Annotated in this window: 15 protein-coding genes; 2 read left to right on the plus strand and 13 right to left on the minus strand. The window is 25.2% G+C overall.

The genetic code is table 11. From position 1 onward, the window contains the following. Nucleotides 1-12: 12 nt before the first annotated feature. From HNQ06_RS02680 to HNQ06_RS02715, 8 genes are all read right to left on the minus strand, one after another. Nucleotides 13-294 (minus strand): hypothetical protein, encoded by a 282-nt coding sequence (locus tag HNQ06_RS02680; RefSeq protein ID WP_184107412.1) that lies wholly within the window; start codon nucleotides 292-294, stop codon nucleotides 13-15. After that, nucleotides 291-1,181: a 16S rRNA (cytosine(1402)-N(4))-methyltransferase RsmH gene (gene rsmH, locus HNQ06_RS02685; protein WP_184107413.1), complete on the minus strand. Its 891-nt coding sequence runs from the start codon at nucleotides 1,179-1,181 to the stop codon at nucleotides 291-293. Before rsmH ends, HNQ06_RS02680 begins: the two co-directional genes overlap by 4 nt. Further along, on the minus strand, nucleotides 1,174-2,010 hold the full coding sequence (locus HNQ06_RS02690) for a hypothetical protein (protein ID WP_184107414.1): 837 nt from the start codon (nucleotides 2,008-2,010) through the stop codon (nucleotides 1,174-1,176). Before HNQ06_RS02690 ends, rsmH begins: the two co-directional genes overlap by 8 nt. Then, on the minus strand, nucleotides 2,007-3,083 hold the full coding sequence (locus tag HNQ06_RS02695) for a hypothetical protein (protein ID WP_184107415.1): 1,077 nt from the start codon (nucleotides 3,081-3,083) through the stop codon (nucleotides 2,007-2,009). The genes HNQ06_RS02690 and HNQ06_RS02695 overlap by 4 nt, the downstream gene beginning before the upstream one ends. A gap of 31 nt (nucleotides 3,084-3,114) precedes the next feature. Beyond that, nucleotides 3,115-3,873, minus strand: coding sequence for a hypothetical protein (locus tag HNQ06_RS02700; RefSeq protein ID WP_184107416.1), 759 nt, complete (start codon nucleotides 3,871-3,873; stop codon nucleotides 3,115-3,117). Between the two features lie 315 nt (nucleotides 3,874-4,188). Further along, nucleotides 4,189-5,028, minus strand: coding sequence for an NAD(+)/NADH kinase (locus HNQ06_RS02705; RefSeq protein WP_184107417.1), 840 nt, complete (start codon nucleotides 5,026-5,028; stop codon nucleotides 4,189-4,191). Further along, a complete protein-coding gene (locus HNQ06_RS02710; protein ID WP_184107418.1) occupies nucleotides 5,018-5,548 on the minus strand; it encodes a chemotaxis protein CheW in 531 nt (176 codons plus the stop codon). The genes HNQ06_RS02705 and HNQ06_RS02710 overlap by 11 nt, the downstream gene beginning before the upstream one ends. A gap of 44 nt (nucleotides 5,549-5,592) precedes the next feature. Beyond that, entirely contained in the window at nucleotides 5,593-6,171 is a 579-nt protein-coding gene (locus HNQ06_RS02715) for an SAM-dependent methyltransferase (protein ID WP_184107419.1), read from the minus strand. 50 nt (nucleotides 6,172-6,221) lie between these two features. Here HNQ06_RS02715 and HNQ06_RS02720 point away from each other — a divergent pair, with 50 nt between their 5' ends. Together HNQ06_RS02720 and HNQ06_RS02725 are read left to right on the plus strand one after the other, a co-directional pair. Further along, nucleotides 6,222-7,265, plus strand: coding sequence for a polyprenyl synthetase family protein (locus HNQ06_RS02720; RefSeq protein ID WP_184107420.1), 1,044 nt, complete (start codon nucleotides 6,222-6,224; stop codon nucleotides 7,263-7,265). Then, a complete protein-coding gene (locus tag HNQ06_RS02725) occupies nucleotides 7,265-7,948 on the plus strand; it encodes a tetratricopeptide repeat protein (RefSeq protein ID WP_184107421.1) in 684 nt (227 codons plus the stop codon). The genes HNQ06_RS02720 and HNQ06_RS02725 overlap by 1 nt, the downstream gene beginning before the upstream one ends. A 2-nt stretch (nucleotides 7,949-7,950) precedes the next feature. Here the strand turns inward: HNQ06_RS02725 and HNQ06_RS02730 are convergent, their stop codons facing one another. From HNQ06_RS02730 to HNQ06_RS02750, 5 genes are all read right to left on the minus strand, one after another. Next, nucleotides 7,951-8,757, minus strand: a complete 807-nt coding sequence (locus HNQ06_RS02730) for an ABC transporter permease (RefSeq protein WP_184107422.1) — start codon at nucleotides 8,755-8,757, stop codon at nucleotides 7,951-7,953. Then, a complete protein-coding gene (locus tag HNQ06_RS02735) occupies nucleotides 8,758-9,690 on the minus strand; it encodes an ABC transporter permease (protein ID WP_184107423.1) in 933 nt (310 codons plus the stop codon). Continuing rightward, nucleotides 9,687-11,147 (minus strand): ATP-binding cassette domain-containing protein, encoded by a 1,461-nt coding sequence (locus HNQ06_RS02740; protein WP_184107424.1) that lies wholly within the window; start codon nucleotides 11,145-11,147, stop codon nucleotides 9,687-9,689. Before HNQ06_RS02740 ends, HNQ06_RS02735 begins: the two co-directional genes overlap by 4 nt. Next, a complete protein-coding gene (locus tag HNQ06_RS02745; RefSeq protein ID WP_184107425.1) occupies nucleotides 11,147-12,199 on the minus strand; it encodes a BMP family ABC transporter substrate-binding protein in 1,053 nt (350 codons plus the stop codon). Before HNQ06_RS02745 ends, HNQ06_RS02740 begins: the two co-directional genes overlap by 1 nt. 408 nt (nucleotides 12,200-12,607) lie before the next feature. Continuing rightward, the gene (locus HNQ06_RS02750; protein ID WP_184107513.1) at nucleotides 12,608-13,666 is read right to left on the minus strand and encodes a hypothetical protein; all 1,059 of its coding nucleotides are present in this window, start codon (nucleotides 13,664-13,666) and stop codon (nucleotides 12,608-12,610) included. Nucleotides 13,667-13,707 lie beyond the last annotated feature (41 nt).

Below are 13,707 nucleotides of genomic sequence, written 5' to 3' on the forward strand. Positions count from 1 at the left end.
TTCTAAAATCTTTTACTCAACAAAAATATTTATATCTTGATTGGCTTTTTTTTCCAAATTTAATTCTCCAAAACAAAAACTCTCTATTCTATCAATATTTTCAAGTTCATATATTACTGTAAGCAATCTTAAATTATCATCAATAATATTTTCCTGTTCATTGTCTAGATGATTAAATTCTCTAAGCTTTACAACATATCTGAAATTTAAGTAAATATTAAAACATAATATAACTGTTAGTATCAAAATTAAAATACAATAAACTTCAAATTCAATCTTACTTATACCATTCATAATTTTTTTACAACTCTAAGTTTTGCACTCCTTGAAGGTTTATTTTTTTTAATCTCATCAAAACTTGGAATAATGGGCTTTTTTGAAATCTTAGCATACAAATCGCCGCTTAAACCTCTAAAAAAATCTTTTACAATACGATCCTCTATTGAATGAAACGTAATAATAGCTAAAATTCCATCTTTGGCTAAATTTTCTACCCAAAAAGGCAAACTCCTTTTAAGCCTAGCAAGTTCATCATTTACATAAATTCTTAACGCTTGAAAAGTTTTTGTAGCTGGATTTATTTTAACTTTTGAAAAAGGATAAACTTTGCTTATTATAGATTGCAACTCTTTTGTGGTTTGTATTTTTTTAATTTTTCGATATTCTACAATAGCTTTAGAGATTCTTCTAGAATAATGTTCATTGCTTAAATTATAAATTAAAGCTTCAAGGTCATATTTACTAAAAGTGTTTACAATCTCAGCTGCACTGATTTTGCAAGAAGAAGAACAAAGTCTCATATCTAAAGGTTCATCTTCAAGAAAAGAAAATCCTTTCTTACTTCCCTTGTAATGAAACATAGAAATACCAAGATCAACTAAAATAAAATTGGCTTTGACATTTAAAGGATAATTGACGAAAAAATTATCAAACCAATCATTAAAATATGTAATTCTCTCTTCAAAAATAAGAAGAAACTGCTTTGCTCTTTCTAAAATCTGAGAATCTCTTTCAATTCCAACCAAACTTAAAAAGTCATATTTCTCAAGAATCGCTTTTGCATGAACACCTTCTCCAAGGGTAGAATCAATGTATATTAAATCACTTTTTACCGGCAAATCTTCTATAAGTTTACAAATTGCATCAAGAAGTACTGGAAAATGAAAAGCATTATTATTCATTTAATTTAAACCTATAAATTATTTTTTTTTCATTTCCATAAACATCGCCATATTTTATTTTAAGCTCATTCCTGCCCTTAACAAAATTAAGATCATTTATTTTAAGACATCCCCCATCTTTTTTAATATTCAAAATATCTAATCCATAATTTTTCTCTTGAGCTAAAGCATATGAATTATTAATCAAAAAAATATTTTGAAAATCTGAACGAAGAATACTTTTATTATTCAAAATAGCTTCAAAATAATAAATTCCTTTAAGATAATTTTCAAAAGATTCTACTTTTTGAGTATGAAAATATAATAAAAGACTGTATTGACCAGAATCGACATTTAAACTTATGTTTTTTGATAATTCCAATCTTTCATCATCACCCTTTCCTTTTAAAAAAACCCTGCCTAAAGTATAGACTGTCTCAGCAACTACATTGTTCCTATTTTTGATAACAAACAAAGGATTGATAATCTTTTTAGCACTAGAATCATTAACCACTAAATCAATAACGCTCTTTTCATCTCTTAAAAAAATCTTTCCAAGCTTATAAAAAAACTCTCCAAAAACCTCTAAATTCAAATTTAAATCATTATCAAAAATAATTAAAATACTACCATCTCCATTTAAACTATTTTTTGAATATAAAATTTTATAATTATTGGAAAAAACAGATACGGTCTTTTCCAAGGGCCTTAACCTTAATCCAATATTCAATTTATTATTATTCAACACACCAAAATCTTCAACTAAAGCAAACTTTTCATTATTTCTAAATTCCAAAAATGGATATAAATCCAAAATATTAAAAAAAAATATAAAAACAATTAAAATCACTGAGCCAATCCCAAGTATTTTAAATCATTATTACTATTAAAATACAAAAGCCCCTTTCCAAATTCAACAAAAGAGCTTATTTCATCTTTAATAAAAATATTATCAAATAATTTAAAAGAATTTGCAGAATAAGTTTTTATATTAATGGTTTTTTCACTCTCAGAATAAAAATATACTCTATAAATATTTTGAAAATAATCATATGACGCCCTTAAAATAGAATTTTTATTTTCAACTTTAAATATTCTACCACTTTTAATATTTATCACCACAAGTGAATTTTTGCTTTCAATAAACAAATTATGATAATCATCTATTTTTATAAAAGTCTCAAAACTATTAATAGTTAAATTGTTTAATTCTAAAATTTTTTTATAATTATTCTCTAAATCAATTATTTCTAAAAAATACTCAGAATTGCCTTTTAGTGACACCAAATATTTATTATCAGAACTTAATTTAACAAAACATGTTGGAAATTTTCTCTCTAAAAAATTTTCCATATAAACTATCTCACCCTGTTTGTATATATAAATCTCACCATTAGAAAGCCCCAAAACCAAAACTTCATTATTATAGTCAACACTTAAAATTGAGGACAAAAAATTGAGCATTAGTACATTATTTCCACTAGAATCATAAACTTCTAAAGTTTTATATAAATTGTTTAAAGTAAAAATTAAATTATTTTTTGCAAAAACAAAATCCTTTAGCTTGAGTGTAAATAAAAATTTATTGTTTTTAACAGAAAAAACAGAATAATTTTCATCAGAATTAAAAAGCACATAATAATAGTCTGAATAACTTATTAAGTTATCGCTTAAAAGAGAATAACAAGATTCTCTGAAATTAAGACTTAAAACCTTATTTGATAAAAAAACATTCTTGCTTAAATTTATATTTTTACAATCAAATTTATTTTCAAAATTCTTAAAATCATAAAAATTAGATACATTCATAGCAGATCTTATAAAAAAATCAATCAAAATTATAAATAATAAAAACAAACTTAAAATCAAAAAAAATTTTAATTTTTTGAATTTAATAGTGCCTTCTTCTACATTAAAACTCAATATAACTACTTTTTCTCCTACCTTAATTTATCTATTTTACTTTAATTAAATCTGAGCTAAACTTTGAAGACCAAACTCCATGAAACCTTGAAAATTTTTCAGCAGCTTCTTTGTGAGAGGCTATAGTAGCCAAAGCTCTTCCAGCTTCAAGATATGCAAGAGAATGCAGTCCAAATTCATGAGACCCACTAATCTCATATTTGCTCCTTAAAATAAAAGCTCCTTCTTCTAAAAGCTCTAACACTTTAATAAGGTGTTCAAATTGAAATTTATAATAAGGACTCTCAAGTTTTAAATTCTTAGAAAAATCTCTAAAATCAATAATATTTTTAGAAAAAACAATAAATTTGAGATACATATCCTCAAGAAAAACAAGCGTTTTAGAATCTTTTTTACTAAAAATTTTAGCCAAATCAATTAAATAGCCCAATTTTTTAACAATTAAAAACCTCTCTTCAGGATTTAAATTAAGAGCCTGGGGCATTTCAATCAACTCTCTTGGGGTAATACTAAGAACAGGACTAATAACTAAACTAAAATCAGAAATCAATCCAGACAAAATTTTTTTTATAGAATAATTTACTTTCAATCTAGGCCTAGTATAAAAATAATTTAAAGAAGAAATATAACTTAAAACATTTAAATTAAAATCAATAAGATTAAATGAAAGTTTAGCATTTGATGTAAATTCGTCAGTATCCTTTATAGCTGCTATATCATTTAAAGTCCTTAAAACAAGATTATTAATATACACTATTTTTTTATAATTTTCATTATCAATTAAATCCATAAACACCTGCCTAAAACTCATATAAAGGTGATTTATCAGCTATCCAATATATTGATTTTAGCAAAAAACATATTAAATATTTTAGCAAGTTATAAATTTATAAAAAATACCCTTTAAACATTAACTCTGCAAATAAACAAAACATTAAAATACTTATAATAAATTAAGTAAAATTTTAACTAATTTTTAAAATTAAAAAGTCTTAAAACATACAAAATCCTCTAGCCTTATTAAAGATTAGATTAAATTAAACATTCAAATAACAATCAAGAAAAATTTTCATTAAAAAGAACACTGTTTAAAAAAACATTGAACTTACAATAATTTATTTTTTAATCTCTTAACAAAAGTATCCGTACAAAATGAAACAAAATTCAAGCTTTGAGAAGAAATTTTAAATTCAAAAACAACATCAACTCCGAAAGAACCAAAATTAATTCCATCCAAAAAAATTGATGCTGATGATACAAAATATTCCTTTGAAAAAGAAATAGAAAGTCTACTTAATTTAGAGAACACAAAAGAACGATTATAAACGGAATGCGGAGAAATAGGCGTAAGCAAAAATCCCTCAAGATCTGCTTCTAAAATAGGACCCCCTGCTGAGAAAGAATACCCTGTTGAGCCTGTTGGAGTAGACACAATTATCCCATCACTTTTGTATGATAAAAAACTCTCAGAATTAACCATAAGATCTACATAGATCATTTTATTAAGAACGCTTGAGCGAATAATAATATCGTTTAAAGCATATTTAGAAATTAAATCTTTGCCGTGCTGAGAAACTGTTACATGAAGTAAAAATTTTTTATTAATAGCCAAAGAATTGTTAAAAAATCTATCTATAACTTTTTTAAAATCTTCAATCTTAATATCTGCTAAAAACCCTACCTTACCCATATTAATTGAAATAATTGGAATATCAATATTTTTATTTTCAAGAAGCAAATTAACAGCCAAAAGAACTGTACCATCCCCTCCTAAAGTTATCAAAAAAAGAAAATTTTCTCTTGGAAAAGAAAATAAAGGCCTGCCAACATCTATTAACACTACTTCAACAAAATACTTGGTTTCTAAATAAACTTGAACATCATTGCCTAAAATACTGGCTCCCGACTTTAAGGTATTAATGCAAAGAAGAACTTTATTCTTCATGCTGATCTTTATAGGGAATATCGTCAAATTCGCATTTATCAAAAATTTTTGCGATATCAATTAATACTAAATATTCACTCTCAAGATTATCAGCTTCGTCAAGCTTTACAACTCCAGATATATATTTTCTATCTAAAGTTTGTAAAGTAGCAGGGGGTTCTTGAACCCTAGAATCATCAAAGCTAATAACTTTAAGAACCCTATCAACAAAAATGCCTAAAAGTTTATTTTTAATCTTAACTATTAAGTATCCTGTTAAAAGCATATCTTCTTCTGTTATTGAAATAGAAGGAACTCCAAATTTAATATTTAAATTAACCAAAGGAATAATACTGCCTCTAAGATTATAAATACCTATAATATATTCAGGAACATTTGGTATAGCATAAACTCCTTCTGATGGAACCTTAATAATTTCTCTAATGTGCTCTATTGACACTCCATAGCTTTCTTTTCCTATTTTAAAACCTGCAACTTGAAGCTGTGATCTGCTGTCTTTAGAATTTTCTTTTCTAAACATATTTTTACCTTTAAATTAATGCTTATAACAATTTGATTAAATTGCTACTTACCAAAACTTTTGCCCAAAAAATAAATTTCAAAAGAATTTTTTCTTACAGCCTTGGGTCTAATTTTTTTTACAAATTTAAAATATTTTTCAAACTTTTTAAAAATTTGCACCTCATCTCCTCCCTGAAAAACTTTAACAAGCAAATTCCCTTTTTTAAGTAAAACTTCAAGCGATAAATCTATTATTCTCATGCTTAAATTAAAAGAATTGCTGGTATCTACAATCCTATTTCCAGTAGTCTTGGGAGCCACATCGCTAATTACAAGGCTATAGGGTTTAAACATATTAATTTTAAAAACTGTATCATTTGAAAAGATATCTCCCTTTATAAAATAAAAATTATCAACATATCTAAGGCCAATATCATTAATATCAACAGACACTAGAACCCCTCTTTTAAGCTTTTTATAAGCATATTGAGAAAAGCTGCCGGGTGATGCGCCAATATCCAAAACATTACCAGAAGAAAATAAAGAAAATTTTTCATTAATTTCTATCAACTTGTATACAGACCTTGCCAAATATCCTTCTCTTTTGGCTTTTCTAGAATACTCATCATCCAAGCGATACACATTAATCCCTTTAATACAATTTATTATACTTTTTCATTATAATTCTTATTATGCAAAATAAACTATTTTTAAAAAATATTGAAAAAAATATTAATAAAATCTTTTCAACAACTAATTTTCTAAATTTATTCAAAGATAAAGATTTAAAATTTACTTTTAAAATAAAAAAGGAAACCCTTGATTATATTAAAGCACCAGCAATTGAAATTATTAATAGAGGCGGAAAACGAATAAGGCCAATGATAATGATTCTTTTAGCATATGCATTGGGTTTAAAAGAAAAAAACACCAAATTAATATATAAATTAAGCTTGCTACTTGAACTTACCCATTCTGGAAGCTTGATTATTGATGACATTGAAGACAATTCATCAAAAAGACGAGGTGCATCAGCAATACATTTAATATATGGAATAGATAACAGTATAAATGCTGGCAATTTAATTTATTTTTTGCCTGCAAAATTAATAGAAAGATCAAATCTAAAAGAAAATCAAAAATTACTAATTTATGAAAACTTCTTTACAACTCTTTCAAATCTCCACCTAGGACAAGGAATTGACATTAAATTTCACAATGAATCATACATCCCAAGCATTAAAGAATATATTTCTTTAGTAGAATTAAAAACAGCTTCACTTTTTGGAATGGCTAGCTTTCTAGCTGCAATACTCACAAATAACGAAGATAAGGCTAAAAAAATTTACAGTACATTTTTAAAGCTTGGTGTTTATTTTCAAATAATAGACGATATTAAAAATATTAAAAATAAAATCAATGGTAAAGAATTCGGAGATGATTTACTTGAAGGAAAAAAAAGCTTGCCAATAATTTATTTTTTACAAGAAAAAAAATTTGAACCAAAAATTATTTCAAAATTCAATCAAATAAAAAATACTAAAACCACTAAATCAAGAAAAGAAATATTTAAACTAATAGAAATGATAAATTCATCAAAATCAATAAGAAACTCAACTATTATTGCCTTAAAATATTTAAACGAGTTTAAAAACGAACTCAATTTATACCCACTAACAAATAGATATAAAAATTTACTAATAGATACTATTGAACAAATAAAAGAAGGAATATGATGAGAAAAACAATAATAATAGCGCTTTTCTATGGCTTTATCACAAATACTTATCCTACAATAACATCAACATTAAAGCTTGATGAAAAAGAAAGCAAACATACAATAGAAAAACTTTACCAAAAATCAATGTTGCTAAAAAATTCAAAAAAATATAACAAAGCAATAGCAAGTCTAAAAAAAATAATTAACATGGATCAAAATCAAGCTGATGCTCATCTTTTGCTCTCAGAATTAGAATATTTAAATAGAAACTGGAAGAAAGCAATTATTAAATCTCAGGATTACTTAAAAATAATAGACTTTAAAGATAAAAATAACTTTTTAGATATCTCTTGGGCATACTTTTTAATAGGAGAAGTTGAAAATTCAATGGACTATATAATTAAATTTTTCCAAAGCGGTAAAGAATTGTTCAGAGAAAATATATTTATAGCAATTGATGCTCTTTTTAAAAAAAGTATTTATCATTTTATAAACAATGAAAATGCAGCATTTAATACAATATTATCCGCAACGTTTCAATTAGCACTCAATGACGACACCTTGTTTATAATTTTTTTAAATAATTTAGAAATAATAAAACAAATACCTTTCTATTATTTTAATAGAAAAAAATTAGAAGAATTATATCTGCAAATCAGCACCCTAAAAAAAATTCAAAACACAATGTGTAGAACTTAAAACTAAGATTTATCTTTTCGCCTAATCAACGAAACTAATATATTTATTATTATTGCTACATAAAATCGAAAAGAAAGAGAAAAATAAGAATTTATATACTCTTGAGTACGAAAAAATTGATATTCAAAAAAAACTATCAAAAAAGAAATTGGAAAAATTAATAAAGGATTTGAAAATGCAATATAAAGAATGCAAATAGCAAGCCAACCATTATTTAATCCCAAATTATAAGAGTAAGCATTAAGACTTACCGCAATAAATGAGCCAGCAATGCTTGCTGCGAAAATTGATACAAAAATTGCAAAAGATTTAAAGAGATTGCTTATTTTCTCACCCAAAATGTCTTCATAATTTCCCGAAGAGATAAATTCAAAAACTGCTCTAATTCTTGAATAACTTATAATATAAACAGTAATAAATAAAAAAATGAAAAAAATAGCAATAAAAACAAAAATCTCAAAATTTTCAGATAAATTTAAAGTAAAGCCAGGAATAAAATTAAAATTACTCTTCATTAAATAATCAACAAAAAAATAACAAAAAATATTAATGCCTATTCCTGCTATAAAAATATCATAATTTTTCTTTACTACAAAAGATAAAAAAAATCCAAACAAAAAGCTAATAAAAAGAGTGAAAATAGTTGATGTAAAAATTCCATATCCCAAATAAATGAAAAAAGATGTTAAAAATATTGAAAGATACGAAATGCCCTCAATAGATATATTTAAAAATCCTATTTTCTCTGTATAAAGAACTCCAAGTGCTAAATACGAAAATACAATAGCCTGCTCAAAAATACTAAACATCTACTTTTTCCTAACTTTAATCAAAAACAAGGAGATAAAAATTGCAATAGATTGACAAAGCCCAATAAATTCATACTTAAAGTCATAATTTATATTAAGAAAATTATTAAATTCGATTAATATTGCAAACAATAGACTAAAAAATAATACATAAACATAATTAAATCCTGAAATTACAGCAACAATTAAACTACTCCAACCAAGTCCTGAGGTTAGCCCTAAAACCAAATAGGGTTTAAAAAACATTACAAACATAGAACCCGCAAGACCATTTAAAAAAGCGCTGCCAAATACAGCAAAAAACTTATATTTAAATTCATTTATATTTAAAAAAATATCTATCTTTTTTTTATTGCTTAATATTTCAAGCTGAAGTCCATAAATAGTTTTTTTATGCATAAAAACATAAAAAAGCCAAACTGATACACCAAACAAAACCAAGTAAATAAGTGATGAATCTAAAGTAAATAAACTATTGATCCTTTTTGTCTGATTAGAAAAACTACCTGTTTTTAACATATTTAAAATAAATCCATCTACCAATCTTTGATTTCCATAAGATATTAAAAGACCTGTTAAGGCTTTATTTAATCCGAAGAAAAAAGTAATAAAAAAGGGGATAAGCCCTAAAAGCCCTACAAAAAAAGAACTCAAAAATATCAAAAATATAAAATTAAAATAGGTTAATCCAAAAAAACTTGAAAATATATAAACGAAAAATGCTCCAAAATAAACCTGACCTTCGTTTCCAAGATTTAATGAATTACTCTTTGCGCAAGTAGCAATACCCGTAGCCATGATTAAAAATAAAATAAAGCGCCAAGATATCATCTTAATATAAGAAAATTGAAAAAAATCACCGAAAAAATAGCTAATACTTAATATCGAAAAAGAAAAAATTAAAGCCATAAAGCTATTTCTAAAAAAGGTCATAAAAATAGCAATTCCTTTAATTTTTCTTTACTAATCTTTTCTCTAGATACGTTTAACAAAACTTCTCCCATTTTCATTGCTAAAATGTTATCAGAAAGCAAAAACAATTCATCTAAATTGGAAGTGATCAAAAGAACTGGTTTTTCTTTTGAATAATTACGAATAGCAACAGACATTTCATTATAAGCCCTGTGATCTAAATTACTCAAAGGAGAAAAACAAATTAAAAAACTTTTTGCAATATACATCTCTCTGTAAAGAGCAAATTTTTTCAAAGTTCCTCCAGAAAATGCCAAAGATTTTGAATAAAGAATTTTATATATTTTCTCTTCGCTATAAAATTCCATTTTTTTTTTAAAAAAATCTTTAATTCTATTAATGTAAGATTTCCTAATAAAAATTTTATTTTCAAAATTCATAAATTTAGCCAAAAAATTATCTAATATGCTGCTATTATCAGGAAATAAATTGCCAATACCTAAAGGTAAAAATCCCGCTTTACACTCAAAAATATTTATTCGCTCATATCTAATGCCATCAATTTTTATGCATCCAACAAAAATAAGCTCTCCTAAGAATAATTTTTCCCAAGTTTTAATTACAGCTTCTTCGCCAACTATTCCCAAAACACCCCTTTTATTTAAAGAAAAACTAACATCATATTTCCAAAAATCTTCGAAAAACAAATTAAATTTAATAGGATCTTTTTCAAATTTATTAAAATTAATATTTGCAAAAAATATTTTATCACTAGAGGATTCAAGCTTGCTCAAAATTGATTCTTTGTTTATTGTTCTAAAACACTTTCCATCTTTTAAAACAATAAACTCGTCGCTAAATTTTACAGCATCTATGATCTCACTGTGAGTAATAAAAAAAGACGCAATTCCTGATTTCTTAAGCAATACAAGCAATTTTATAAAAGCTTGTGCTTCTTTTTGAGAAAAATAAGCAGCACTCTCATCAAAAATAATTATTTTTGCATTCTCTTTAAGGGAAGCAATAATAAGCAAAAAATAAATCTCTTTAATATTTAAATCTTTAATTTTCTTATCTAGATCAAAAGAAATATTATAAAATTGCATAAGCCATTTATAATATTTATAGGTTTTAGATTTATTCATCGGCATGAAAAATGCATAACCAAACCAATATATACTCAAATATTCCCATACTCTTAAATTCATTTTCAAATTAGGAACTTGAGAAACAAGATAAATGCCGTTATTTTTAGCTTTATCTACATTCCAAGTTTTTTGCTTAATACCATTTACCAATATTTCACCAGCATCAAATTTAATAAGTCCAGCAATAATCTTGGCTAGAGTGCTCTTTCCTTCTCCATTTTTACCAACTACTGTAAAAATTTTAACTTCCCCAATTTTTAAATTAATACTGTCCAAAATAGGCTTATCAATATCTGGAAAATACTTAACTATGTTTTTAAACTCTACCATTAATTTTGTTCCAAATTAATTTTTATACCATTTGCACTAACCTCTTCTATTTTTTTTAAAAGATCTTCTTTTAACTTTTGACTGGTTCGCTCTAAGTAAAAAACATTTGAAATATTAAACAAAACTCCTTTATGTTTTATGCCAAAAATATCAGACTTCCCATAGTTAATCTCTGCCTTAAGAGCCTTATCTAAAACATATGAAACATAATATTTTTGATTTGTAATTCCTGAACCAATAATATTTTCTTTATTATCCAAATAATCTTCGCTATCAAAAAGAACTGCAGAGATATTATTCTCTCTAACAGAGGAAAGCACTCCTTCAACAGCAGGCCCCACAATAGGAAGTATCACTAAAGTCCCCGAGTCCTTAATCAAAGAGTCTGCTAACAATTTAGCTAAATTGCTATCATGCCAATTGCCCAAAACTCGATAATAAACTTCAGATTTCATGCCAGTATCAAGAATGCCTTTTTTGAAATAACGATAAATATAATCACTCATAACAGGATAATTTTGACCTGCGATCAAAGCAGCATTCCCAAAGCCAGATTTACTAAATTCCTTTAAAAAAAGACCTACATAATACCCCAAAATATATGCCTCTTCTGCAACATTATAAGAAACTGAATAAACTTGCTTGTTGGTGTTTTTGACTAAAGAATCAAAAATGAGAAACTTAGTATGGGGATAATTACTTGAAACACTATCGACAATGTCTTGCATAGCATTATTTGTAGTTATTAAAAAATCATATTTTTTTGAGGTTAATAGTTTTTCAAGCATCTCTATCCACTCGCTTTGATTAAATCCAGCTTCTAAAACTTTAATTTCAAGATTTTCATGCTTTTTTTTAAATTCAAACAAAGAATCATACATTTCTTTATAAGATGGAGACCCTGAAATAATCCCAGGAATAAATAAAGCAATATTAGTTTTATTAGAAATATCAACCTTTCGCTTCTTGAAAAAAATTAAATAAACAAATAAATATAAATGAAATATCGTAAATAAAATCCAAAACCCTTTAAAAAACACGTTTTTACTCATAAAAATAAAACATCCTTTTATTAATTATTATTAAATTCACTTTAATACCACAAAAGTCAAATAAAAAAAGATCAATAACAAGCCATAAAAAATAAAGCCGCCAAAATTAATTAAAAAATTAATTATCCGAACAGCTGAAGAACACATTTTTCCCCCTTATGACACATTTTGGCAAAAAATCTAAACCGAAATTTAATAAAATATTAAGCAAATTATGAATGTGAATTTTAAATTCCGTTGAATAATATAATAAAATTTGAAAATTTCTTATTTTTTTAAAAATGCCTGATATTAATAGTTTTAAATAGCTGATAAAAACAAATATGTTGATTTTTTCTATTTGAATTTTCAAAGAATATATCATGTCATCTAACAAATAACTTTAACATAAAGCTAAATATATAAAAATCAAAACTCTCTAGGACGCAGTAAATACAATTCATTAGCATTTAAATTACTAGTAATATCATCATTTGAGCGTCTTAAATACATCTTTAGAGAATGGATTGTTTTAAAAAACTTATTTTTTAAAAAATTTTTATTAGCTTTGTAATCTTTTAAAAATTTTAAAATGGGCCCGTTAACAGTTGTTGAATTATCGAAAAAAGCAGAAAAATGCTTCAAAACATCATCTACAAAATAAAACCTATTAGCCAAATCAACAAAATTATTAAAAAGCACTCCGATTCTACCCTTTAAATAATTAACATTTTTAATCATATCAACCCTGTTGCCAAACTTATAATTTTTATCTTCCAGGCTCCATTTTGAATATATAGAATTAAATTTAAAATCTTTCATTAAATAATTATACATAAAGTTAAATCTAAAACTGTCTTCAATATATTTTAAAATAAAAAAATATAAAAACCTTTTATTTAAAGACATAAAATTATCTTTAGCCATCCTTATAAAATTTTGATTAACACCCTTTAAAGTGCCTTCATTAACTTTGTGTAAAAAAGAATTTCCATTAAAAAGCAAAAGACTGGTATTTGGAAAAATGAAATATTCGGCTTTATTAATGTGCCTGATGCTACCCTTGTAAACATTAATAAAACAATTATTGAAATAATCGCTATTGACATAAAATTTTGAAGTATTCTCGGCTTTAAACAGATTATTATCTATTATAACAGAAAATGAAGATCCTTTAACAATGTTATGAATTATAGCATCAACACTTCCTCTAAATAAATATACTTTTGCGTCTTGCAAATCTTTAAGAGAAGAATAAAACACAAAACTATTTGTGTTGGAATAAAAAATTAAATCTGCAGAAATACCATTTATTTCATATAAATTTATTTTAAGCTTTGAATTTTCTCCAACCTCAATAAAATCATATTCAAAAATTTCGTCATCTAAATCCAACTTAACAGGAAATGTATTCCTAACAACACTAACTTTACCTTCTATTTCTTTTACAACTGCCACTTGAGAAAATAAAGCTCTACTTGAAAGCAACATTAAAAGGATAAAATGATATATTCTAAAAATATAGTTCT

The sequence above is a fragment of the Borreliella lanei genome (genome assembly GCF_014205895.1).
Classification (GTDB): Bacteria; Spirochaetota; Spirochaetia; order Borreliales; family Borreliaceae; genus Borreliella; species Borreliella lanei.